The organism is Pelomonas lactea (genome assembly GCF_043555885.1).
GTDB lineage: Bacteria > Pseudomonadota > Gammaproteobacteria > Burkholderiales > Burkholderiaceae_C > Pelomonas > Pelomonas lactea.
In genome coordinates, this window is record NZ_JBIGHX010000007.1 from 31,644 (window position 1) to 54,149 (window position 22,506).

A 22,506-nucleotide genomic window follows, 5' to 3' on the forward strand; every position below is an offset into this window, starting at 1 on the left:
CCCGTTCGGCAGCCAGCGTGTTGATCTGCCGGTAGCCGCTCATCGTCCTCGCGCCTCGGCACCTGCCGGCTTCACCGGGCAGCGGCTCTGGATATCGGCCGAGATCCGCGCCACTTCCGCGAGGTTGGCCTCGGGCGGCGGCTTGAGGGTGGCCAGCATGCCGTCGATGGCGGCCTGACGCTTCGGGTCACCCTCGGCCTGGCGCCGCACGGCCTCCAGACCCTGGCTGATCCAGCGGCGCTGCAGATCGCGCAAGGCACCGACCTCGTCGGGGGTCAGCAGCTGCGGGTCCCGCCGGGCCAGGCCGCTCAGCGTGCTTTGCGAGAGGCGGTCGCAGTCCCAGGCGTCACGGCGCAGTGCCGGGAGGACGCCGGGCTCCTCCGCCAGCTTGAAGTCCTTTCCCAACGCCTGCACCAGGCCTGCAGCAGCGCCCTTGTCGCCCTCGGCCAGGCTGCGGCGAAGCAGCGGCACCAGCTGCGCGCGGGACGCCGCATCGACGGCCTGGCAGGAGGCGAGCAACTCGTCGTGCTGGGCCCTGAAGGCGCGAGCAAGCGGTTCCGGCAACTGCTGCTGCCTGGCGGCCATCTGCTGCCGCCGCTGCTCGGCGTTTCGCTCCGCCATCAGGCAGTCCTGGATGTGCTTCGCCGCCTCGCCGGCCTTGCCGCGCTGGTCGCTGCTGAGGGCGATCTGGATGTCGCGCTGCCGGCGCGACACGTCCGCAGGCGGGAGGGGCCAGCCGGCAGAAGCCGGCATCGCCGCGGTGGCCATGGCCGGCTGGGAGGCGCCGGGCGGCGCTGCAGCAGCGGCCGAACCGGCCGGGCCGACAGACGCCGTTGGCGGCGCTGGCGTGGATGCCGGCCCTTGCTGCGGCGCCGCGGCGCCACCGACACGCCAGCCGCTCCACGCGAACGCGATAGCGCCGGCGCAGGCGATGCCTCCCAGCCAAACAAGGCGCCTGGAACCCGGCTTCATCATGACAAGCTCCTCCCTTTCATGAACGCCTTTCAGCGCCTCTTCTTTCAAACTACTTTGTGATGCCAGCAGCGGTGCCAGGTGTTGCCCGACGGGGAAAATCACCCACGCCCGCCGAAGTCCGCTCGATCTTGCGGATGGTGCCGTCGTCGTTGAAGGTCAGGTACTCCGCCGCCACGTGTCGCTGCGTCTTCTTGCAGGCCGCGCCCGGCGTCTCCAGCCAGCGGTGATAGAACAGGATCCACTGGCCCTTGTATTCGACGATGGAGTGGTGGTTGTTGCCGCCCTCGGCGTCCATGATGACGCCGCGGTAGGTCCACGGGCCGGTGGGTGCGGTGGCGGTGTAGTAGGTCAGGATGCGGTTGTGCTCCGGCATCGTGAAGTAGTACAGGCTGCCCCGTTTGAACACCCACGGCCCTTCCATCGGCGGCTCGTAGCCGCCCATGTCCATCTTGTGCAGCTCACCCTTGATGGAGCGCATGTCGTCGGCCATCTCGGCCACGAGGTAGTTGACGCCCGAGGTGCGGCTGTAGAGGTAGGCGCGGCCATCGTCGTCGATGAACAGCACCGGGTCGTTGGCATAGGGCTTGCGCCACAGCGGTGCGCCGATCACGTCCTTGAACGGGCCGGCGGGCGAATCGCTCTCGGCGATGCCGATGCCCATCCACTTGGTGCTGTTCTTGGGGTTCTGCCGGTCCTTCACGCCGGTGCCGGCGGGGAAGACGAGGTAGTACTTGCCGTTCTTGTAGGCCGCGTCGGGCGCCCAGGCGTAGTCGTCGGCCCAGGCCAGGTCCTTCACCGACAGCACGGCACCGTGGTTGGTCCAGTTCACGAGGTCGGTGGACGAGAAGGCCATCCAGTCCTTCATGTGGAAGTCAGCCTGGCACTCTTCGTCGTGCGAGGTGTAGAGCCACATCCGGCCGTCGGGCCAGACGTGTGCGGACGGGTCGGCGGTGCGCAGGCCCTTGCCCAGGGCCAGCGGGTTCTGGGCCTGCGCGGGGGGCGCGGCGAGCAGGGCGGCGAGGGCCAGCGTGGCGAGCTTCATGATGAGGTGCTTTTGCAAGTGCCGGGCTGCAGCTCGGCGCCATCGAACATCAGGTCGCGCTGGCCGGCCCGGAGCTGCAGCTGCAGCTCCGGGCCGGCGGCGCGCTCGGGCAGCATCAGCGTGGCGGTCAGCCGGTTGGCCAGCACGCCCTGGCCCCAGGCGGCATCCTGCGTGCCGCGCGGCCAGCGCATGGGGTGGGCCTGGCCGTCGACGATGACGTCGGCCTGCCAGGGTTCGCCCGCCGCCAGCGGGTAGCTGGGCAGCACGTGCACGCGCAGGCAACTGGCCGCCGCGGGCGCTGCGGTGGGTGTCAGTGCCAGCGTGGCACCGGGCTGCTGGGCGGCCAGCACGCCGTCGCCGCGGCCCAGGCCGGGCACGCGGCGCCAACCGTCGTGGCTCGCGACGCGCAACAGCGGCGCGGCGGGCGCCGGCTGCGGCAACGGCGCGAGGTCGGCGGCGGCCGTCGCGAGGTCGCGCAGCGCATCGGGCGCGACGCCGCCCAGGCCGGCGGCGGGCAGCAGCGGCGCCAGTTGGCGGTAGCTGGTCCACAACCCGTCCGCGGGTTCCTCGGCCAGGATGCCGGCCCAGCGGCCGGCGTTGTAGCGCGCGGTCATTGCCTTCAGCCGCTGGTCGGCACGCACGGCCTGCGCGGCGAGGGCACGGGCGCCGGCCGGGTGGCGCTCCAGCGTGGCGGCGTAACGCTCCAGCGCGAAGAAGCGCTCGTTGGCCAGCGCGGACGCACGCAGCGGGTACTCGACCAACTGGAAGAACGCCGCGCGCTGCGCCGGGGCGATGCGCGGGCGCACGGCGTCCAGCTGCGAAAGCAGCCGCGCAAAGCGGCCCAGGCGGTCGTTCACCACGCCGGGCGGCATGCCGCTGCGGCGCACCTTCTCGCCGGGCAGGTGGAACTGCAGATGCTCGGGGCGGCGCTCGAAGTTGATGCGGTAGTAGCCGTCCCAAATATCGGCAACCTCGGCGACACCGAACAGCCGCTGCGCCAGGCTGCGCAGGTAGGCCGGCTGGCCTTGCGCGCGCACGGCGGCGGGGTTCCAGGCCAGGTCGAACCAGTGGCTGAGGTTGACCTCGTGCGGCTTGATGTCGCCGGCGTTGACCATCCACAGCCGCTGCGCGCCGGCATCGAAGGCGCGGCCCATCTCCTCGGCCACCAGCGCCGGCGGCGTGGTGCTCAGCCACAGGTAGGACAGCGGCGCGCCGAGGTAGCTGAGGTGGTAATAGATGCCTGAGCCGCCCGGCCGCTTCGCCTGCGCGGCGTCGGGGAACTGGCGCAGGTAGCCGAAGTTGTCGTCGGGCCAGACCAGCGTGACGTCGTCCGGCAGCGCCAGCCCAGGCAGCAGCGGCAGCACCTCCTTGTAGGGCACGAAGACCTGCGGCGTCGTCGACGGGTCGCCCACGTGCTGTTTGATCAGTTCCCGCTGGTCGGCCAGCAGCCGGTTCAGCAGCGCCTGCTTCTCGGCCACGCTGCCGCCGCCCTGCATGCCGCTGTCGTGGATGCCGCGCATGCCCAGCGTGTAGAGGTTCTCAAACCGGCCATTGGCCTTCAGCCGCTCGGCCCAGTAGTCGCGCACTTGTTGCGGATGCGTCGCGTAGTTGTAGTGCTCGTGCGGCGCGGTCCATTCGGACACGTTGTTGCGCAGCAGGGGCTCGGCGTGCGAGCTGCTCATGACGATGCCGTAGCGCTGGGCCAGCTCGGCATTCTTCGGGTTGGCGTTGAACGCGCCCGACACCTGGTGCATGGCCGGCCACAGCGTGTTGGCCTTCAGGCGCAGCAGCAGGCGGAAGACCTGCTCGTAGGTGCGCGGCCCGATGTTGCCGGCCTCGGGCTCGAAGGTGCGCGCGGCCCAGGGCTGCAGGCCCCAGTCCTCGTCGTTGATGAACAGGCCGCGGTACCTCACCGCGGGGCCGTCGTGCAGCGGCCCGCTCAAGCTCACGTGCAGCGGGCCGCGCTTCACCGGTGCCAGGTCCGCCCACCAGACCCACGGCGACACGCCGAGCGCCTGGCTCAGCGTGTAGACCCCGTAGGCGGTGCCGCGGCGGTCGGCGCCGACGATGACCAGCGCCTGCTTCACGCCCGGCGCGGGGTCGCGCAGTAGCGCGATCTGGAAGCACTCCCAGCAGCCTTTGAGCTTGCTCAGGTCCAGGCCCGAGGCGTCGATGCGGGGATGACGCCCCGCGGTGCCGACCCAGATCTGCACGGCGCCCTTGCTGGCGGCGCGCAAGCCCAGGCGCTTCAGGTCGCCGGCGAGGTCTTGGGCGACGAAGGCTTCCAGCGGATCGGCGTCGGCCGCCCCGACGATGACGGCCCCGTCGAGCGGCAGGCTGCCGGGCGAGGGCTTGACGTCGACAGACAGGCCCGCGTGCGCTGCGCCGGCCAGCGTCATCCCCAGGGCCAGCAGCCCCTTGCGCATCAACGGCTCCGGAACGCCGCGCGCAGGTCGGGCGGCGGCGCGTTGCGGTCCACGTGGAGCCAGCCATCCTTCACGGTCAGCTCGGCCGACTGGATGACGGTGCGCTGGTGCCAGCGGTCATCCGTCTTCGCCTCGGGCTCGCCACCCTGGTGCGTGAAGTAGAAGAGGTAGGCACGGCCGTCCACGACGGTGACGCCGGGGTGCTGGCCCTTGGCGCGGTCGGTGGGGTGCTGGCCCACGCCGGCCAGCAGCCGCGTGGGCTGTTCCTGCCAGGTCAGCGCGTCGTCGGAGCGCAGCACCAGCAGGCCCTTCCACAGGTCGGCCACCAGCCACCACTTGCCGGCGAACTGGAAAACCGTCGGGCCTTCACCGGGCAGCGGGCTCACCGGGCCGCGCACGGTCCAGCTGGTCAGGTCGGCGCTGTCGGCCACCTTGAGCTTGCTGCCGCCCTGCTCGTCCTTGAACCACATCCGGTACCCACCCTGCGGCGCGCGGATGACCGACGCGTCGATGACCTTGGGCGAGCCCAGGTCGGCGCGCCCGGCGCAGGTCCAGGTGCGCAGGTCGGTGCTGGTGAGGTGCTCGATGCGGCGCTCGCCGGTCCAGCTCTTGTGGACGCCCGGCACGATGGTGAGCCACAGGTGGTAGACGCCGTCGAAGTCCTGGATCTCCGGCGCCCACAGCGTGGTGCCGGTGCACTCGGCGGGGAACTTCGCCTCGCCAGCCGCACGCCAGTGGTTGCCATCGTCGGTCGTCGCGATGCCGATGGGCGTGGCGTGCACCCAGGAGACGTCCTTGGGGTCGTCCAGCCGCAGCGTGGCGCGGCGGTTCGTGTAGAACATCTCCCAGCGCTTCAGGCCACGGTTGAACACCAGCGACACATCGGCCGCGCCGTCCAGCACGGGGTCGCGGTACAGCGGGCGCGGGGCGGGCTCGGGCGTGGCACAGCCGGCAAGGCCTGCAAAAGCGGCGAGCAGCGTCAACGCGGCAATGAACTTCATGGCGTGGCCTGGATGGGCAGGTAGCGCGGCGGCTTCATCGCCGCGCCGAGGTGGAAGCTGGTGTGCGGCGGCTGGTTGTAGCCGGCGTTCTGCGCGGCCACCTGCACGCGGTACTGCGGGTCCTGCATCAACGTGACGAGGCGATGCTCGGACGGGATGGCGGTGGAGAACACCAGCAGCGCGGTGCTGTCCTCGTTGCGCCACACCACCTCCTCGCGCCAGTCACCGAACAGGTCGGCCGACAGCACCGGGTTGCCCTTGGTGCCGTTGTTGGACGCAGCACCGAACTGCTTGCCGTTCAGCAGGTTCTCGAACTTGAACGCAGCCGGGTTCCACTTGTCGATGGCGACATGGTCCAGCGACTCGCGCAGCAGGTCGCCGTCCCACCAGACGGCGAAGTTCATGCGGTTGGGGTGCTTGTCGCTGATGAGCTTGCCGCTGGCGTTCATCAGGCCGCCGACGGCGCCCCAGCATTCGGCGCCGGGGTGGGCGGCGTCGATGTCGAAGCACACGCCACGGCCCACGTCGGTCTTGTTGCCGGACATGCTCCACAGCACCTTGCCGGTGGCGCCATCGTGCATCTCCAGGCCGTGCTCGCCGTAGCAGCGCGGGCTCTCGTGCACCATGTAGATCTGCTGGCCGTCGCGGGCGGGGTCGAAGTTGCTGACGTGCAGCGCGTCGCCATGGCACAGGCCGGTGCTGTAGAGCAGGCGGCCGGTGCTGGCGATGGTGGCGGCGCCGTAGACGATGTCGTCGCGGCCGTCGCCGTCCACGTCGGCCACCGAGAACCAGTGTGCGCCCTGCCCCGCCGCGGGCTTGCTCGCCTCGTCGGCGGCGCTGTCGAACACCCAGCGCTGCGTCAGCCTGCCGCCGCGCCAGTCCCACGCAGCCAGCACGGCGCGCGTGTAGTAGCCGCGCGCGAACACGGCGCTGGGCCGCTGGCCGTCCAGGTAGGCCACGCCGGCCGTGAAGCGGTCCACGCGGTTGCCGTAGGTGTCGCCCCAGGCGCTGACGTCGCCGCGCGGCGGCGTGTAGTCGACGGTGGCCATGGCCGCGCCGGTCAGGCCGTTGAAGACGGTCAGGAACTCGGGGCCGGCCAGCACGTAGCCGGCCTCGTTGCGGAAGTCGGCCTTGGCGTCGCCGATCACCCGGCCCTGCCCGTCCACGGTGCCATCGGCCGTCTTCATCATGACCTCGGCCTTGCCGTCGCCGTCGAAGTCGTAGGCGAGGAAGCTGGTGTAGTGCGCGCCGGCGCGGATGTTGGCGCCGAGGTCGATGCGCCACAGCCGCGTGCCGTCCAGCCGGTAGGCGTCCAGCAGCGTGTGGCCGGTGTAGCCCTTGTGCGAGTTGTCGTGCGCGTTCGTCGGCTGCCACTTCACGATCAGCTCGTACTGGCCGTCGCCGTCGAGGTCGGCCGCCGCGCCGTCGTTGGCCTCGTAGCGGTAGGCCACGCCGTCGGGCGAGGTGCCGCCGTCGGGCTTTTGCAGCGGCACGCGCAGGTAGGGCTGGCTCCACGGCGTCGCCGCCGCCGACGCCGCCTGCTCGTGGCCCGACACGACGGCGCGCACGGTGTAGAGGCTGTCGGGGCGGCCCTGCGCGTCGACAAGGTTGGTCAGCGCCTGCGGCCCGTGGTTGACACGCCGGCCGTCGCGGTAGACGTTGAAGCGCACGCCGGCCGGCTCGGTGCCCAGCAGCCGCCAGCTGACGAAGACGCCCGACGGCGTGGCCAGCGCGACGACGCCGCGGTCCAGCTTCTCCACCTGCCTGGGCTGGGCCTGCGCAGCAACGCCGGCCGCCAGCAGCACGCTGCAGGCCAGCCTGGAGATCGAGGACGAGAGAGTCATGTCCGTGTTCCTTCCATCTTCACGCGGCCGTCATGCCTCGCCTCGGGCCGATCGCCTTGCCGCTCCCAAGCTGGCCCGTCTGGCGCTGCTGGCGGCTCAAGGCCACCGGCATCGCCGTCCCCTCGGGGCCCGCCCACACCGCCCGCGTCCAGCGCGGCGGTCTGGGCGAGTGGCCAGCAAAAAAACGGCCTCTTGCGAGGCCGGGCACCCGAGGTTCAGGTGCAACAGGATTGGCCACTCGGGCCAGGCCCGGAGATCACAGCTTGTAGCCCAGCGTCACGTAGTAGCGGCGGCCCGACCATGCCAGTTCGTTGGGGCGCGACAGGTCGCCCGCGTAGGTCAGCTCGGCCTGGTCGGTCAGGTTCTTGCCTTCCAGCGAGATGGTCAGGTTGGGCGTGACGCGCAGCTGCAGCTTGGCGTCCAGGTAGGCCGTCTTGTCGCGGAAGTTCGGGTTGCCCGTCACGTCGTTGCCGCCGGTGTAGTACCTGTCGCGGTGGTGGTAGGCCAGGCGCGCGTTGACCATGCCCTGGTCATACCAGAGACCCACGTTGTAGGCGTTCTTGGACATGCCGGGGTACGGCAGGATGGAGCCATCCAGCGTGTTGATGAGTTCCCGGCCCGCGCGGTACTTGAAGTCCATGCGGGTGTAGTTCGCATCCACGCCGAAGCCGCTGGCCCAGCCGGGCAGGAAGTTCAGCGCCTTGCGGGCGGCGAGTTCCACGCCCTGCGTGATGGCGCCTTCGCCGTTGGCCCACATCGTCACGTCGAACAGGCGGCCGTCGCCGAAGAAGTCGGTCTGCGTGAACAGCTGGCGCTGGGGCAGCACGTAGCTCTTGATGTCGTTGCGGAACAGGCCCAGGCTGAACTGGTCGCTCTTGGTCGGGTAGTACTCGAAGCTCAGGTCGTACTTGGTGGCGCGGAAGGGCTTCAGGCCCGGGTTGCCGGCCGTGCAGTCGTCGAAGCCGTCGCCACCGTTGGTCGTGTCGGAGCCCTGGCCGATCGTGCACGTCACGTTGGGGGCCATCTGCGACAGGTTCGGGCGGGCCAGCACCTTGCCCCAGCCGGCGCGGGTGATGAACTTGCCGTCCAGCGCGGTCAGCGCGGCGTTCAAGCTGGGCAGCACATCGTTGTAGGTGCGGTCCAGCGTGGTGATGGCGGTCTCGTTGCCGGAGACGATGAAGGCGCGCGTCGTCGGGTTCCACACCGCCGTCTTGATGTTCACGGTGCCGGTGGCGTTGACCTGCGTGCGGGCGTAGCGCGCGCCGAAGTTGCCGTCCAGGTCCATGCCGAACAGCGTGGTGCCGAAGTCCAGGCGGGCGTAGGCGGCGGTCACCTTCTCGGTGATGTCGAACGTGGGCAACTGCGGGTAGGTCTTGCCGTCGTTGGCGGGCGAGTTGTAGACGTGGTCGAGGTTGAACAGCGACGTGTCGAACGACTGCGACGCCACCGCGTAGTTGGGCGACAGCCAGCCCGACGGATAGCCCGACACGCCGCTGTAGCCCGAGAAGAAGCCGCTGCCGCCGGTGGGCTGCAGCGCCGACTGGGCCAGCGCCAGCATCGTCGCCTTGTTGACGTACTTGGTGTAGTTGCTGGGCGACCCGAACGGGCTGTTCAGCATGGGTGCCACGGCCGGCGCGAGGCGGTCGTAGACCAGCGCGCCGTTGACGTTGCCGCTCATCGTCAGCACGTCGTCGGACGTGGCCGTCGTTGCGCCGTTGCTGACCGTGCGCTGGCCGCCGCCGTAGGACTTGGTGTGCTTGTCCGTGAACTGGCCACCAAACCACAGGCGGTTCAGCAGCGGCAGCTCGGTGATGGCGCGCTGAAAGTCAAGCTTGGCCGTGTTCTCGGAATCGTTCGTCAGGATCGGGCGGAACTGGATGTCCGCGCGGTAGTAGGAGTTCGGGTCCGCCGGGTCATAGCCCGCGGGGAACGTGAAGTGCGGCAGGTGGTTCTCGTCCAGCGACACCTTCAGGCCCGGCGCGCTCATCGCCATGGAGATGTTGTTGGTCTGGTTGTCGTAGTCGGCCTTGGACGTGGCGGCCATGCCTTCGATGAGCCAGAGGTCGTCCTTGTAGCGCGCGCCGGTGCGCAGGTACTTGGACTTGATGTCGAGCTTGAAGTCGCGCGCCGACGTGCTGAACGCGTTGTAGCCGCCGAACGGGCCGGTGCCGTTGGACTCGACGTTCATGCAGTCGCCCACCGTGTAGCCGGTGACCACGTGGTTGTCGAACGTCATGCCGGCCGGCGTGGCCGACGTGGACACGGCGCCGCAGGTGCCGGCCGTGCGCAGCGTGCCGTCGGCGTTGTAGACGGGCGCCACGCCGCCGGCCTGGGTGGCCAGGCGCTGGTGGGCCGCGTTCAGCGACGTGCTGTTGTTGGCGTTGTTGCCGAAGCTGGTGCCGTAGTTGCGGTCGTTCAGGCGCTGGCGCTGCGTGTTGGTCTGGTAGCTGATCTCGGCGTCGAACTTGCTCGAGAACTTGTACTGCGCGGCCAGGTCGACCGTGGAGCGCTGGTGGTCGCGCGTCCAGATGCCCACGCGCGGCGTGTTGGGCGCGTAGTCGTACCACTGCGTCTCGCAGGCGGTGCGCGCGGTGCCGGTGAAGGTGCTGCAACCGGCCTTGGTGGTCACGGCGGCGTACTGGGAATCCAGGCTGGTGCGGGTCTTCTCGGCGGAGTTGTCCCAGTCGCGCAGGAAGGTCCAGCCGGTGTTGCGGGCGAAGTCGCCGCGCGTGTAGACCTTGTCATAGACGAGGTTGGCCATCAGGCCCAGCTTGCCGTCCAGGAACTTGTCGGCCAGCAGCACGGAGCCGCGCGGCTGCACGCCACCACGCAGCGAGGCCTGCTCGCCGGCCAGGCTCACGGCCACCGTGCGCTTGGCGAAGTCCAGCGGCTTGCGCGTGTTGATGCGCACCGTGGCGCCCACGCCGCCTTCGGTCACGTTGGGCAGCACGCCCTTGTAGACGTCGATGGAGGCGATCAGCTCCGACGCCAGCTCGCGCAGGTCGGCACCGCGGTTGCCACCGGCGCCATTGGCGCTGAGCACCGACATGCCGTTGATCTCGATGCGGTTCAGATCGGGCTCGACGCCGCGGATGGACACCTGCGTGCCTTCGCCGAAGTCACGCGTCAGCTGCACACCCGTGATGCGCGACAGCGCCTCGCCGACGTTCTTGTCCGGGAACTGGTCAATGTCCTCGGCGACGATGCTGTCCGTCACCGTGGCGGCGTTGCGCTTGCGCTCGATGGCGCTCTGGATGGAGCGGCGGATGCCGGTGACGACAACCGTCTCGAGCTGATTGGTGTCCTTGGCCGCCGGCTTGGCGGCCGGCGCCGAAGCCGCCGCGGCGGGCGCGGGCGCCTGCTGGGCCTGGGCCTGGGTGGTCAGCGCGGCCGACACGGCCAGCGCCAGCGGCGTCCAACGCAGCACCGGCATGGCGCCGGGATTCTTCTTCAGCATTCTCTATCTCCGAGTATTCGCAGGCGCGCATTTCGGTATGCCGCCCTTATTGCCCCTCCAATCAGTCTAGAGGTCGAGATTCCAGACGCAGCCACCCGCGCCGAAAGAATCACCACGCTGATCGGTTGGATTCTCGTAAACCCTGAAGCAGTGCGCGAACCGCTCAAATTCGTGCGCGTTGCCGTCACCACGACCGACCACCGCCGTCATGGGCGCGCACGAACGACGGGCACCACGGCAGTGCGCCACGGTGGCGCAGGCGGCGGCAGGCGGCGGCAGGCGTGAATATTTGGCAGACTGATCCGGCCAATTCAAATATCCCGAGCCGACATACTCAAATACCCACCAGGCCGGGCCGTGCAGATACTATTTCCGCGCCAGCCAGGCCTCCGGCACGGGCACGATGCAGATATTCATTTCGCGCCCGTCGGCAGCCAGCATGGCGGACTGGATCTGGATCCTGCGGCCGTCCGGGCTGAAGGTCGGATGCGGATGGTCACGCGCGGTGTCCTTGTGGCCGGTGGTCAGCAGCACCATCTCGCGCGAACGGCGGTCGATCAGGTACAGGCTGCGGCTGAAGTCGTCGCCCACGGCGAAGCGGCCGTCCGGCGAGCCATGCACATGCCACAGGCCGCTGCCCGAGGGCGTCTGGCCGGCGATGATCATCTCGCGCGTGCGCAGGTTCACGACGGCCAGGCCCGTGGGCTTCTCGCGCGTGCCGGTGTTGCCCCAGCCGTCCTCCTGGCCGGGGTTGGCGCCTTCGACGGCGGTGCCGGCCGCACGCCGGGGGTCGACGACGCCCGGGATGGGCCGGTGGCCCATGATGGCCAGCGCCACCTCGTCGCGGCCGATGACCGCCTCGTGCGTGACCCATTCGTACGGCGCCTCCGGGTACAGCGGGCGCAGGCCCGTGCCGTCGCCCTTGACCGTCCACGTGCGTTGCGGCGACTTGCCGCCCGTCTCCCAGCTGAACACCAGCTCGCCCGGGTTCCAGCTGTTGCTCTGGATGTGGCCGATCTGGAACGGCACCGAGACGACGTGCTGCACCTCACCGGTCTTCACGTTGATCTTGCCGATGGCATGCGGGCCGGCCCCCATGCCGCGCGGGCCGAACGCCGGCTCGGGCTTGGCGCCCGCCGGCAGCCGGGCGCCGGCATAGGCCTTGCCCTGGATGCGGAAGTAGAACCACTGGCCATCGGCGTCCAGTGCGTTGTCGCCATAGGCTTCCAGCTCAGCCGGCAGCGTGGCGAAGATGCGCTGGTAGGCGCTGGCGGCTTTCAGCGTGCCGGCCTGGCTGTCGGCGAACACGCGGTCCAGGTCCACCTCGACGGCCTGGCGCACCTTGTCGTTGCCGCCGGCCGGGTCCTTGCGCAGGAAGTACAGCCGGTTGCCGCCCGACTGAGCGAGATTGAGCATGCCCTCATAGCCGCCCTCCGTGACCTGCACCATCTCGCCGCTGGCCTCGTTGACGGCGATGGCCTCGCCCTTCACGCGGTTGGAGCGGAACACCAGCCACTGGCCGTCGGCCGTCCACTGCGGGTGGCTGGGGTAGATCTTGGCGTCGCCGCGCGGCTGCGTGGTCAGGAAGGTCAGCGGCGTGCCGGTGACGGGGTCCGTGACGATCTTCTTTTCAGATGGGAAGCGCTGGCCGATCTGGGCCCAGGCGGGCAACGCGGCGAGCAGAACGGCCAGCAGCAGGGAGGTGTTGCGAAACGACATGGCGGAGCCCCGGTTCAAGGTGGCGGCACTCTAGAAGGGGCAGCGTTGCTGGATGTTGCTGGCCGCCAATCGCTCAAGAACTTGCGTCGTCGCAGACGGCGCCCGGCCTGCGGCTGCTCCTAGCATCCGCGCCATGATTGCCAAGCCCACCCGCCGCGGCGTCGCCGCCCTGCTGCTACTCGCCCTGCCTTTCATGCAGGCCCACGCGCAGGAGTTCACCGCCACCACCGACCCCGCGCGCGCCCAGGTCACGCTGCCCGAGCCCGCCAACCCGGCGCTGCCGTCGCTGATCCTCATCGGCGACTCCACCGTGCGCAACGGCCGCGACGACGGCCAGGGCAAGGGCGCCGAGGGCCAGTGGGGCTGGGGCAACCCGATCGCCGCCTACCTGGACACGACCAAGATCAACGTCGTCAACCGCGCCGTCGGCGGCCTGTCCAGCCGCACCTACCGCACCAGCGGGCACTGGGACCGCACCAGGCCCTTCATCAAGCGCGGCGACTGGGTCGTCATGCAGTTCGGCCACAACGACGCCAGCCCGGTGAACGACAACAGCCGCGCCCGCGGCGTGCTGCGCGGCACCGGGCCGGAGAAGGAAGACATCACCAACCTGCTGACCGGCAAGCCCGAGACCGTCTTCACCTACGGCGCCTACCTGCGCGGCTACATCGCCGAGATCCGCGCCGCGGGCGCCACGCCGGTCGTCGCGTCGCCGGTCATCCGCAAGCGCTGGGAGCCCGATGGCAAGACCGTGACCCGCGCCGGCGGCAACTTCGCCGCCTGGGCGGCCGAGGTCGCCAAACAGGAAGGCGTGGCCTTCATCGACCTCAACGAGTGGGGTGCCAAACGCTACGAGGCGCTGGGCAAGGACATCGTGGCCACACTATTCCCGCCCGACCCCGAGACCGTGCACACCAACTGGCTGGGCGCCGCCGTCAACGCGCAGCTGGTCATCGCCGGCCTGCTGCAGAACAAGGTGTTGCCGGAGGACGTCTACAAGCAGCGCTTCGCGCCGGACGGCAGCGACGACCGGCCGGTCGTGGATGCCCGCAAGGTCAAGGTCGAAGCGCCGCGCGACCCGCGGCTGCCCAGCATCGTGCTGATCGGCGACTCCACCGTGCGCAGCGGCGGCCAGAACGGCGCCTTCGGTTGGGGCGAGCGGCTCGGCGCGTTCTTCGACACCAGCAAGGTGAACATCGTCAACAACGCCATCGGAGGGCGCAGCAGCCGCACCTTCTTCACCGAAGGCCGCTGGGCCGCCGTGCTGGAGCAACTGAAGGCCGGTGACTGGCTGCTGATCCAGTTCGGCCACAACGACGGCGCGCGCATCGGCGACCCCGCCAGCAAGAACCGCGGCTCGGTGCCCGGCATCGGCCCGGAGACCGTGGAAGACACCCGGCCCGATGGCACCAAGGAAATGGTGCAGAGCTTCGGCTGGTACCTGGCCCGCTACATCACCGATGCCAAGGCCAGGGGCGCCAACGTCGTCGTGCTGTCGCCCATCCCGCACAAGGACCGCTGGAAACCCGATCAACCCCGTGACTTCGAGAACTACGCCGCCTGGGGCGAACAGGTGGCCCGCGCCCACGGCGCGCAGTTCGTCGACCTGACGATGCTCGTCGCCACGGCCTACCGCGCCGCCGGCGCCGAGACGGTGGACGGCCTGTTCTCCGACGCCCGCACGCACACCAACGACGCCGGCGCCCGCTTCAACGCCGCCCAGGTCGTCGAGGGCCTGAAGCGCCTGCCAAAACAAAATTTTTCAGCACTTCTTGCCAAGCCCTGAAAAGTGCGCTTAGAATGGCGGGCTTAGGCGCTTTAGCTCAGCCGGTTAGAGCGACGGAATCATAATCCGCAGGTCCGGGGTTCGAATCCCTGAAGCGCCACCAAAATCCGAACGGCCCGAGCACCAACAGCTCGGGCCGTTTGTCTTTTCAGCCCGCTTTCGCAGCCACTGGACACATACCATGTACCGCTGTGCCCTCCCCCTGCTTCTGGCCGCTGCCAGCCTGACGGCCCAAGCCCAGCAGCACCGCGCCTTTCCCGCCCACGCGCTGCGCGGCGAACTCGTCATCACGCAGTTCCCCGACGCGCTGATGAACGGCCGGCCCGTGCGCCTCGCCCCCGGCAGCCGCATCAAGACCGACACCAACCTGTGGGTGCCGCCCGCCGGCCTTACCGGCCAGAAGGCCATCGTGCACTACACGGTCGAGAGCAGCGGCCTGATCATGGACGTCTGGGTGCTGAACCCGGCCGAGATCGCCAACAAGCCCTGGCCCACGACGCCCGCCGAGTCCGCCACCTGGCAGTTCATCCCGGCCAGCCAGACCTGGATCAAGCCATGAGCGATACCTCCAAAAAGGTCTACATCAAGACCTTCGGCTGCCAGATGAACGAGTACGACTCGGACAAGATGGCCGACGTGCTCGAAGCCGCCAAGGGCTACACGCCCACCGACGATCCCGAGCAGGCCGACCTCATCCTCTTCAACACCTGCTCGGTGCGCGAGAAGGCGCAGGAGAAGGTCTTCAGCGACCTCGGCCGCGTGAAGCACCTGAAGGCCAAGGGCGTGATGATCGGCGTCGGCGGCTGCGTGGCTTCTCAAGAGGGCGCCGCCATCATCGAGCGCGCGCCCTACGTGGACGTGGTCTTCGGCCCGCAGACGCTGCACCGGCTGCCGCAGATGCTGGAAGCCCGCCGCGAGCAGCGCCGCCCGCAGGTGGACATCTCCTTCCCCGAGATCGAGAAGTTCGACCACCTGCCGCCGGCCAAGGTGGAGGGCGCGTCGGCCTTCGTGTCCATCATGGAGGGCTGCTCCAAGTACTGCAGCTACTGCGTGGTGCCCTACACCCGCGGCGAGGAAGTCTCGCGCCCGTTCGACGACGTGCTGACCGAGATCGCCGGCCTGGCCGACCAGGGCGTCATGGAGATCAACCTGCTCGGCCAGAACGTCAATGCCTACCGCGGCAAGATGGGCGACACCAGCGAGTTCGCCGACCTGGCGCTGCTGCTGGAATACGCCGCCGAGATCCCCGGCATCCGCCGCCTGCGCTTCACCACCAGCCACCCCAACGAATTCAGCCCGCGCCTGATCGAGGCCTACGGCAAGGTGCCGCAGCTGGTGAACCACCTGCACCTGCCGGTGCAGCACGGCAGCGACCGCATCCTGATGGCGATGAAGCGCGGCTACACGGCGCTGGAGTTCAAGAGCATCGTGCGCAAGCTGCGCGCCATCCGCCCGGACCTGCGCCTGGCCAGCGACTTCATCGTCGGCTTCCCCGGTGAAACGGAAGACGACCACGCCAAGCTGATGAAGCTGGTGCACGACGTCGGCTTCGACGCGTCGTTCAGCTTCATCTTCAGCCCCCGCCCCGGCACGCCGGCAGCTGCCTTGGAGGACACGACGCCCTACGAGGTCAAGGTGAAGCGCCTGCAGGAACTGCAGGCCGCCATCGAGGCGCATGCGCTGACCATCTCGCAAGGCATGGTCGGCCGCGTGGAGAAGGTGCTGGTGACGGGCAACGCCCGCAAGGACGCCAACGAGCTGATGGGCCGCACCGAATGCAACCGCATCGTCAACTTCCCTGGCGCCCAGCGGCTGATGAACCAGCTGGTGGACGTGCGCATCACGACCGCCTTCGCGCACTCGCTGCGCGGCGAGGTCGTGACGACGGAAGACGTGCTCAGCGCTTGACGCTGAACAAATACCACTGCGGCAGCGCCACGCCCAGCACCAGCAGGACGTAGCCCGCCATGCGACCGTCCCGGCCCAGCAGCACCAGCGACACGATCACGGCCACGGCACCGCCCGCCGAGCCCCAGCCCCACAGCCGCAGCCAGCGCAGCGGCTTGGCCTCGCGCCACCAGGCCAGCTTGATGGCCGCCGCCAGCAGCGCCGCCAGCCCCCAGGCCGGCGCGAACAGGTTGGCGATATGCCAGAAAGCATCCAAAGGGCTCATGCGGGGATTGATCCGTGTCAGGGGCGGCGAAGGCCGCGAATCCTACAATTGGCAACCATGTCGGTCTTCGCCCTCGGCCTGAACCACCACACCGCCCCGCTGGACCTGCGCGGGCGGTTTGCGTTCACGTTGGAGCAGCTCGCCCCGTCGCTGGCCGGCTTGCGCCAGCGGCTGCCGGGCGCGCCCGAGGCAGCCATCCTGTCCACCTGCAACCGCACCGAGTTGTACGTGGCCGCGCCGCAGGCGCAGGTGCAGCCGGCCATCGCGTGGCTCGCTCAGACCGGCGGCGTCGATGCCGGCGCGCTGCGCGAACACGCCTATGTGATGCAGGGCAGCGCCGCTGCGCGCCACGCCTTCCGCGTCGCCAGCGGGCTCGATTCGATGGTGCTCGGCGAGCCGCAGATCCTCGGCCAGATGAAGCAGGCCGTGAAAGAGGCCGAGGCCGCCGGCGCCCTGGGCACGACGCTGCATCAGCTTTTCCAGCGCAGCTTCTCGGTCGCGAAGGAAGTGCGCTCCTCCACCGAGATCGGCGCCCACTCCATCAGCATGGCCGCCGCCGCCGTGCGCCTGGCCGGCCAGCTGTTCGAAGACCTGGCCAAGACGCGCGTGCTGTTCGTCGGCGCGGGCGAGATGATCGAGCTGACCGCGACTCACTTCGCCGCCCGCTCGCCGCGCCACATGGCCGTGGCCAACCGCACGCTGGAGCGCGGCGAGAAGCTGGCCATCCGCTTCGGGGCCGAGGCCGTGCGCCTGTCCGACCTGCCCGAGCGCCTGCACGAGTTCGACATCGTCGTCTCCTGCACCGCGTCCAGCCTGCCGCTGATCGGCCTGGGCGCCGTCGAGCGGGCGCTGAAGAAGCGCAAGCACCGCCCGATGTTCATGGTCGACCTCGCCGTGCCGCGCGACATCGAACCCGAGGTCGCCCAGCTGGACGACGTCTACCTCTACACCGTCGACGAGCTCGCCCAGCAGGTGCAGACCGCCGGCGAGAAGCGCCAGGCCGCCGTCGAGCAGGCCGAGGCCATCGTCGAGACCGGCGTGCAGAGCTTCATGCACTGGCTGGACCAGCGCCACACCGTGCCACTGATCCAGGCCCTGCACGCGCAGGCCGACGACTGGCGCGCCATCGAAATGGCCCGCGCCCGCAAGCTGCTGGCCAAGGGCGCGGATGTGGACGAGGTGCTGGACGCCCTCACCAAGGGCCTCACGCAGAAGCTGCTGCACGGCACGCTGGCCGAGCTGCACGCCAGCGATGGCGAGCAACGCCTGCAGCTGGCACAGACCGTCTCGCGCCTGTTCCTGCGCGGCGGCAAGTCCTAGCGGCGCTCCCGCCCGCCGCCCGGCGCCTGCACGGCGCCGCCCCTGACTGCCTACCCGTTGCCCCATGAAAGACTCCCTGCGCCAGCAGTTCGACCGCCTCGCCTTCCGCCTCGCCGAGCTGGACACCATCCTGGCCGACGGCAGCATCGCCGCCGACCTGAAGCGCTACCGCGCCCTGACCCGCGAGCAGTCCGAGGTGTCGGGCCTCGTCGAGCGCTACCGCCGCTACCAGGCGCATGAAGCCGACCTGGCCGCCGCGCGCGACATGCTGGCCGACCCCGAGATGGCCGAGATGGCCCGCGAAGAGATCGCGTCCAATGAAGCGGCGCTGGCCACGCTGGACCAGGAGCTGCAGCTCGCGCTGATCCCCAAGGACCCGGACGACGAGCGCAACGCCTTCCTCGAAATCCGCGCCGGCACGGGCGGCGACGAGTCGGCGCTGTTCGCCGGCGACCTGGCACGCATGTACCTGCGCTTTGCCGACAGCCAGGGCTGGCGCACGGAGATCCTGTCGGAGAACGTGTCGGACCTGGGCGGCTACAAGGAACTGGTCGTGCGCGTCGAGGGCGACGGCGTCTACGGGCGCCTCAAGTTCGAGTCCGGCGGCCACCGCGTGCAGCGCGTGCCGGCCACCGAAACCCAGGGTCGCATCCACACCAGCGCCTGCACCATTGCCGTGATGCCCGAGCCCGATGAGGCCGAGGCCATCACGCTGAACCCGGCCGACCTGCGCATCGACACCTTCCGCGCCAGCGGCGCCGGCGGCCAGCACATCAACAAGACGGATTCCGCCGTGCGCGTCGTCCACCTGCCCACGGGCATCGTGGCCGAGTGCCAGGACGGCCGCAGCCAGCACAGCAACAAGGCCAAGGCGCTGCAGGTGCTGCAGGCGCGCATCCAGGAGAAGGAGCGCAGCGAGCGCGCCGCCAGGGAGGCCGCCACGCGCAAAGGCCTGATCGGCACCGGCGACCGCAGCGACCGCATCCGCACCTACAACTTCCCGCAAGGCCGCCTCACCGACCACCGCATCAACCTGACGCTCTACAAGCTGGGCCAGATCATGGACGGCGACCTCAGCGACGTCATCCAGGGTCTGCTCGCCGCGCAGGCCGCCGAGCAGCTGGCCGAACTGGAGGCTGGCCGCGCATGACGGTCGACGACGCCCTCGCCCTGGCCCGCCAGCTCGGCGTCGAGCGCGGCGACGCGCAGACGCTGCTGGCCCACCTGACCGGCCAGGGGCGTGCGTGGCTGGTCACGCACGGTGACGCGCCCGTGGCCGGCGCTGAAAGCCTGCTGCGCCGCCTGGCCGGTGGCGAGCCGCTGGCCCACCTGACCGGCTGGCAGCCCTTCCACGGCCTCACGCTGGCCGTCACGCCCGCCACGCTGATCCCGCGGCCGGACACCGAAACGCTGGTGGACTGGGCGCTGGAGCTGCTGGCCGCGCTGCCCGACGAGCCCCGCGTCGTCGACCTCGGCACCGGCAGCGGCGCCATCGCGCTGGCCATCAAGGCCGCCTGCCCGCGCGCGCGGGTCACGGCCGTCGATGTCAGCGCCGACGCGCTGGCCGTCGCCCGCGGCAACGGTGAACGCCTGGCCCTCGCCGTCGACTGGCGCCATGGCAGCTGGTTCACGCCGCTGGCCGGCGAGCGCTTCGACCTCATCGTCAGCAACCCGCCCTACATCGCCGGCGACGACCCGCACCTGCCGGCGCTGCGCCATGAGCCGATCACCGCGCTGACGCCCGGCGGTGACGGGCTGGCCGACCTGCGCCAGCTCACCGCCGGCGCGCCCGCTCACCTGCTGGTCGGCGGCTGGCTGCTGATGGAGCACGGCTGGGACCAGGCCGATGCGGTGGCGCAACAGCTGGCTGCCCAGGGTTTCGGGGACATCACGCTGCGCCGCGACCTCGGCGGCCGGGCGCGTGCCAGCGGTGGCCGCTGGATCGCCCCGGACTGAGCGGGCTCGCCGCTTCACAAGCCCTCATTGCGTGAGGTTTTGCCGTCAGTTCCTCATTCACCGGTCACCAGGGCGGGCGTAGTATTCAATCCCGGTGCCCCGTCTTGCACCGCGCAGGAGCCCGCCATGTCCCGCCTTGCCAGCGCTGCAGTCCTGAGCCTCGCCACCCTGTTCACCGCGTCCGCCTCGGCTGACAGCGATGCCAATCCGCGCTGGCAGGCCCGATTGCAGCTGAGCAGCACCGACGGCGGCCTGGACGCGACGACGCCGCACCTGGGCGGCTCCCGCATCCTGAGCGCCAACCTGCTGGGCGACTACTACCTGACCAAGTCCGGCCTGTCCGGCGTCAACGGCGGCCTGCGCGCCACCGGCGGCCTGCTGCTGGGCCCGCTGTCCGTGTCGCAGAGCAGCGGCGGCCTGGCGCTGGGCAGCGGCCCGCTGGCGGCCGGCCGGCGCAGCTTCGCGCTCAGCCGGCTGGATGCCTACTCGCTGGAGCCCAGCGGCAACCTGTCCTACCTGGGCATCGGCTACACGGGCCGGCTCAAGGGCAGCGGCTTCGCGTTCAGCGCCGACCTGGGCCTGATGTCCGGCACCGTCGGCGACCTGCGGCTGGGCCGCAGCAGCGCCCAGGGCTTCGAGGACGCCATGCGCGACCTGCGCTTCAAGCCCCTGCTCCAACTGGGCCTGGCGTACAGCTACTGAGGGCCGGGCCGCGCGGTCTCGGATAATCCGGGTTTCCTCATAAAACCCGAGATCCCCATGAGCGACGTTCAGCAACGCATCGATGACCTGGTCAAGTCCAACCGCGTCATGCTCTTCATGAAGGGCACGGCCCAGTTCCCCATGTGCGGCTTCTCCGGCCGTGCGATCCAGATCCTGAAGGCCGCCGGCGCCACCGACATCAAGACCTTCAACGTGCTGGAAGACGAGGCCGTGCGCCAGGGCATCAAGGACTACGCCAACTGGCCCACCATCCCGCAGCTCTACATCAACGGCGAATTCGTCGGCGGCTCGGACATCATGATGGAGATGTACGAGTCGGGCGAGCTGCAGCAGGCGCTGGCCGCCTGATGCGAGACGAGCGCTGGGCCGCTCCCGAGCCGGCTCGCATCCCCGCGGAGGATCACTCGACGCCCCCGTCGAGCGAGGGGCTGGCATGACGCCACGGCTTGTCGTCGGGCTGACGGGAGCGACCGGCGCGGCCTATGCGCTGCGGCTGCTTCGCCGCGCGCGGGAGCTGGGCGTGGAGACCCACCTCGTGGCCACGCCCGCGGGCATCCTGAACGCCCACCACGAGCTGGGGCTGGACCGCTCGTCGCTGGAGTCTGAGGCCGACCACGCGCATTCGCCCGGCGACGTCGGCGCCTGCATCGCCAGCGGCAGCTTCTCGACCGCCGCGATGGTGGTGGCGCCCTGCTCGATGAAGTCGCTCGCCGCCATCGCGCATGGCCTGGGCGACAACCTGCTGACGCGCGCCGCCGACGTCACGCTGAAGGAGCGCCGCAAGCTCATCCTGATGGTGCGCGAGACGCCGCTGAACCTGGCCCACCTGCGCAACATGGTGGCCGTGACGGAGATGGGCGGCATCTGCTTCCCGCCGCTGCCGGCGTTCTACCACCACCCCAAGAGCATCGACGAGATGGTCAACGAGACGGTGGAGCGCGTGCTGGAGCTGGCGGGGATCGCGCAGGCGCAGCCCAAGGTCTGGACGGGGCTCTGATGGGCTCCACGGACGCAGCCGCAGCCCACCTCGGCAAGGTCGGCTGGGTCTGCATCGGGCTGGCGGCGCTGGATTGCGCTCTGCGCATCGCGGTACTCGCCTACTGGGCGCTTGCGCCGGATCGTGTGCCGGACATTCCGATGTTCACCAAGGGCGTGCGCTACCCCGAGGTGCAGGCCGGCGTGCTGCTGGTGATGCTGCCCGCGCTGGCCGCGGTGGCGCGGCCCCGCTGGCTTTCACCGCGGCGCTCTCTGGCCTTAGGTGTCGCGCTGATGGTGTTCAGCTTTGCGCTGTTCATCCTCGGTGGCGTGTTCCTGTCCTTCAACGTCGTGAGCGGCTGGGGGCCCTTCGCGCTCAGCCAGGCAATCACGTCTTGGATCGTCGCCGCGCGGGGCCGCAGCCCCGCTGGCTGAGCCCCAGGGCTTCTGACGCATCCCCCGAGCAAGGCCGCCAATCCCCGGTTGTTGCCGCGTTAGGCCGCAAGGCGGTGCCGCAACATGCCGGCACCATGGTTTCCAGCATCAACAGCGCGCTGCTCGGCTATCTGTCCAACCAGGGGCAGGATGGCAGCAAGGCCACCGCAGCCGGCGGCAAGTCGGCCACCGCCGCCGCCATCTCGCCCGCCGCGATGCAGCGGGTCAGTGGCACGCCCAAGAACGCCAACGCCATCCAGACACTGGAGGACCGCCAGAAGGCCCTGTCCGCCGACCTGCGCGCGGCGATGGGCAAGGCCGGCGTCAAGCTCGGCGGCGCCATCGAGTTCGCCATCAAGAGCGACGGCAGCGTCGACCTCAAGGGCAGCGACGCCGACAAGGCCGCCACGCAGGCCTTCCTGAAGGCCGACACCAGCCGGCCCTCGTTCGCCAACCGCATCGCGACACAGGCCAAGGAGGCGCTGCAGCTGTCGACGACGCTGCAGCAGAGCGCTGCCATCTCGCAGGCCGCCAAGGCGGCCAGGAGCGCCGGAGGCGTCATGGCGCTCTACACGTCGCTGATGCAGCAGGCCGGCACGTCCAGCGTGGTGTTCTCGGTGTCGGCCACGGGCAGCTCGCTGAGCTACCCGGGCGCGCTCGCGGCCCGGGCCTGA

General features: G+C 69.9%; 19 protein-coding genes and 1 tRNA gene. 12 read left to right on the forward strand and 8 right to left on the reverse strand.

The features are described from left to right. Positions 1 to 39: 39 nt before the first annotated feature. The 7 genes from ACG04Q_RS18340 to ACG04Q_RS18370 form a co-directional block, all read right to left on the reverse strand. Positions 40 to 1,077, reverse strand: a complete 1,038-nt coding sequence (locus ACG04Q_RS18340; RefSeq protein WP_394512647.1) for a hypothetical protein — start codon at positions 1,075 to 1,077, stop codon at positions 40 to 42. Further along, positions 1,025 to 2,017 carry a family 43 glycosylhydrolase gene (locus tag ACG04Q_RS18345; RefSeq protein WP_394512649.1) on the reverse strand — a complete coding sequence of 331 codons (993 nt, stop codon included), beginning with the start codon at positions 2,015 to 2,017 and terminating at the stop codon, positions 1,025 to 1,027. The genes ACG04Q_RS18340 and ACG04Q_RS18345 overlap by 53 nt, the downstream gene beginning before the upstream one ends. Further along, positions 2,014 to 4,443: a glycosyl hydrolase 115 family protein gene (locus ACG04Q_RS18350; protein WP_394512651.1), complete on the reverse strand. Its 2,430-nt coding sequence runs from the start codon at positions 4,441 to 4,443 to the stop codon at positions 2,014 to 2,016. Before ACG04Q_RS18350 ends, ACG04Q_RS18345 begins: the two co-directional genes overlap by 4 nt. Beyond that, positions 4,443 to 5,444, reverse strand: coding sequence for a glycoside hydrolase family protein (locus ACG04Q_RS18355; RefSeq protein WP_394512653.1), 1,002 nt, complete (start codon positions 5,442 to 5,444; stop codon positions 4,443 to 4,445). The genes ACG04Q_RS18350 and ACG04Q_RS18355 overlap by 1 nt, the downstream gene beginning before the upstream one ends. Beyond that, positions 5,441 to 7,288: a rhamnogalacturonan lyase gene (locus tag ACG04Q_RS18360; RefSeq protein ID WP_394512656.1), complete on the reverse strand. Its 1,848-nt coding sequence runs from the start codon at positions 7,286 to 7,288 to the stop codon at positions 5,441 to 5,443. The genes ACG04Q_RS18355 and ACG04Q_RS18360 overlap by 4 nt, the downstream gene beginning before the upstream one ends. Positions 7,289 to 7,544: 256 nt before the next feature. Next, positions 7,545 to 10,745: a TonB-dependent receptor gene (locus ACG04Q_RS18365; RefSeq protein ID WP_394512658.1), complete on the reverse strand. Its 3,201-nt coding sequence runs from the start codon at positions 10,743 to 10,745 to the stop codon at positions 7,545 to 7,547. Positions 10,746 to 11,111: 366 nt separating this feature from the next. Next, entirely contained in the window at positions 11,112 to 12,464 is a 1,353-nt protein-coding gene (locus ACG04Q_RS18370) for a TolB-like translocation protein (RefSeq protein WP_394512660.1), read from the reverse strand. Positions 12,465 to 12,597: 133 nt separating this feature from the next. On the opposite strand from ACG04Q_RS18370, the gene ACG04Q_RS18375 reads away from it, so the two are divergent. The 4 genes from ACG04Q_RS18375 to miaB all read left to right on the forward strand — a co-directional run bounded on the left by ACG04Q_RS18375 (position 12,598) and on the right by miaB (position 16,158). After that, positions 12,598 to 14,250 carry a rhamnogalacturonan acetylesterase gene (locus ACG04Q_RS18375; RefSeq protein ID WP_394512662.1) on the forward strand — a complete coding sequence of 551 codons (1,653 nt, stop codon included), beginning with the start codon at positions 12,598 to 12,600 and terminating at the stop codon, positions 14,248 to 14,250. Between the two features lie 26 nt (positions 14,251 to 14,276). Next, positions 14,277 to 14,353: transfer RNA gene (locus ACG04Q_RS18380), tRNA-Met, on the forward strand. A gap of 78 nt (positions 14,354 to 14,431) precedes the next feature. Beyond that, positions 14,432 to 14,809, forward strand: a complete 378-nt coding sequence (locus ACG04Q_RS18385; protein ID WP_394512664.1) for a hypothetical protein — start codon at positions 14,432 to 14,434, stop codon at positions 14,807 to 14,809. Then, on the forward strand, positions 14,806 to 16,158 hold the full coding sequence (gene miaB, locus ACG04Q_RS18390) for a tRNA (N6-isopentenyl adenosine(37)-C2)-methylthiotransferase MiaB (protein ID WP_394512666.1): 1,353 nt from the start codon (positions 14,806 to 14,808) through the stop codon (positions 16,156 to 16,158). Before ACG04Q_RS18385 ends, miaB begins: the two co-directional genes overlap by 4 nt. Here the strand turns inward: miaB and ACG04Q_RS18395 are convergent. Then, positions 16,148 to 16,423 (reverse strand): hypothetical protein, encoded by a 276-nt coding sequence (locus ACG04Q_RS18395; protein WP_394512667.1) that lies wholly within the window; start codon positions 16,421 to 16,423, stop codon positions 16,148 to 16,150. The two genes, miaB and ACG04Q_RS18395, sit on opposite strands and share 11 nt — an antisense overlap. A 57-nt stretch (positions 16,424 to 16,480) precedes the next feature. On the opposite strand from ACG04Q_RS18395, the gene hemA reads away from it, so the two are divergent. From hemA to ACG04Q_RS18435, 8 genes are all read left to right on the forward strand, one after another. After that, a complete protein-coding gene (gene hemA / locus ACG04Q_RS18400; RefSeq protein WP_394512668.1) occupies positions 16,481 to 17,743 on the forward strand; it encodes a glutamyl-tRNA reductase in 1,263 nt (420 codons plus the stop codon). Between the two features lie 64 nt (positions 17,744 to 17,807). Then, positions 17,808 to 18,893: a peptide chain release factor 1 gene (gene prfA, locus ACG04Q_RS18405; protein ID WP_394512669.1), complete on the forward strand. Its 1,086-nt coding sequence runs from the start codon at positions 17,808 to 17,810 to the stop codon at positions 18,891 to 18,893. Further along, the gene (gene prmC / locus ACG04Q_RS18410) at positions 18,890 to 19,699 is read left to right on the forward strand and encodes a peptide chain release factor N(5)-glutamine methyltransferase (RefSeq protein ID WP_394512671.1); all 810 of its coding nucleotides are present in this window, start codon (positions 18,890 to 18,892) and stop codon (positions 19,697 to 19,699) included. The genes prfA and prmC overlap by 4 nt, the downstream gene beginning before the upstream one ends. 126 nt (positions 19,700 to 19,825) lie before the next feature. Continuing rightward, positions 19,826 to 20,401: a hypothetical protein gene (locus tag ACG04Q_RS18415; RefSeq protein WP_394512672.1), complete on the forward strand. Its 576-nt coding sequence runs from the start codon at positions 19,826 to 19,828 to the stop codon at positions 20,399 to 20,401. A 57-nt stretch (positions 20,402 to 20,458) separates the two neighbouring features. Continuing rightward, positions 20,459 to 20,770 (forward strand): Grx4 family monothiol glutaredoxin, encoded by a 312-nt coding sequence (gene grxD / locus ACG04Q_RS18420; protein ID WP_394512673.1) that lies wholly within the window; start codon positions 20,459 to 20,461, stop codon positions 20,768 to 20,770. An 85-nt stretch (positions 20,771 to 20,855) separates the two neighbouring features. Beyond that, on the forward strand, positions 20,856 to 21,419 hold the full coding sequence (locus tag ACG04Q_RS18425) for a UbiX family flavin prenyltransferase (RefSeq protein WP_394512674.1): 564 nt from the start codon (positions 20,856 to 20,858) through the stop codon (positions 21,417 to 21,419). Continuing rightward, complete coding sequence (locus tag ACG04Q_RS18430) at positions 21,419 to 21,832, forward strand: hypothetical protein (protein WP_394512675.1); 414 nt, start codon at positions 21,419 to 21,421, stop codon at positions 21,830 to 21,832. The genes ACG04Q_RS18425 and ACG04Q_RS18430 overlap by 1 nt, the downstream gene beginning before the upstream one ends. 95 nt (positions 21,833 to 21,927) lie before the next feature. After that, entirely contained in the window at positions 21,928 to 22,506 is a 579-nt protein-coding gene (locus ACG04Q_RS18435) for a hypothetical protein (protein WP_394512676.1), read from the forward strand.

Bases quoted from the DNA above. Each gene is read 5' to 3' on its own strand.
- ACG04Q_RS18345 (WP_394512649.1), bottom strand. From the start codon at position 2,017: ATGAAGCTCGCCACGCTGGCCCTCGCCGCCCTGCTCGCCGCGCCCCCC.
- ACG04Q_RS18350 (WP_394512651.1), bottom strand. From the start codon at position 4,443: ATGCGCAAGGGGCTGCTGGCCCTGGGGATGACGCTGGCCGGCGCAGCG.
- ACG04Q_RS18355 (WP_394512653.1), bottom strand. From the start codon at position 5,444: ATGAAGTTCATTGCCGCGTTGACGCTGCTCGCCGCTTTTGCAGGCCTT.
- ACG04Q_RS18360 (WP_394512656.1), bottom strand. From the start codon at position 7,288: ATGACTCTCTCGTCCTCGATCTCCAGGCTGGCCTGCAGCGTGCTGCTG.
- ACG04Q_RS18365 (WP_394512658.1), bottom strand. From the start codon at position 10,745: ATGCTGAAGAAGAATCCCGGCGCCATGCCGGTGCTGCGTTGGACGCCG.
- ACG04Q_RS18370 (WP_394512660.1), bottom strand. From the start codon at position 12,464: ATGTCGTTTCGCAACACCTCCCTGCTGCTGGCCGTTCTGCTCGCCGCG.
- ACG04Q_RS18375 (WP_394512662.1), top strand. From the start codon at position 12,598: ATGATTGCCAAGCCCACCCGCCGCGGCGTCGCCGCCCTGCTGCTACTC.
- ACG04Q_RS18385 (WP_394512664.1), top strand. From the start codon at position 14,432: ATGTACCGCTGTGCCCTCCCCCTGCTTCTGGCCGCTGCCAGCCTGACG.
- miaB (WP_394512666.1), top strand. From the start codon at position 14,806: ATGAGCGATACCTCCAAAAAGGTCTACATCAAGACCTTCGGCTGCCAG.
- ACG04Q_RS18395 (WP_394512667.1), bottom strand. From the start codon at position 16,423: ATGAGCCCTTTGGATGCTTTCTGGCATATCGCCAACCTGTTCGCGCCG.
- hemA (WP_394512668.1), top strand. From the start codon at position 16,481: ATGTCGGTCTTCGCCCTCGGCCTGAACCACCACACCGCCCCGCTGGAC.
- prfA (WP_394512669.1), top strand. From the start codon at position 17,808: ATGAAAGACTCCCTGCGCCAGCAGTTCGACCGCCTCGCCTTCCGCCTC.
- prmC (WP_394512671.1), top strand. From the start codon at position 18,890: ATGACGGTCGACGACGCCCTCGCCCTGGCCCGCCAGCTCGGCGTCGAG.
- ACG04Q_RS18415 (WP_394512672.1), top strand. From the start codon at position 19,826: ATGTCCCGCCTTGCCAGCGCTGCAGTCCTGAGCCTCGCCACCCTGTTC.
- grxD (WP_394512673.1), top strand. From the start codon at position 20,459: ATGAGCGACGTTCAGCAACGCATCGATGACCTGGTCAAGTCCAACCGC.
- ACG04Q_RS18425 (WP_394512674.1), top strand. From the start codon at position 20,856: ATGACGCCACGGCTTGTCGTCGGGCTGACGGGAGCGACCGGCGCGGCC.
- ACG04Q_RS18430 (WP_394512675.1), top strand. From the start codon at position 21,419: ATGGGCTCCACGGACGCAGCCGCAGCCCACCTCGGCAAGGTCGGCTGG.
- ACG04Q_RS18435 (WP_394512676.1), top strand. From the start codon at position 21,928: ATGGTTTCCAGCATCAACAGCGCGCTGCTCGGCTATCTGTCCAACCAG.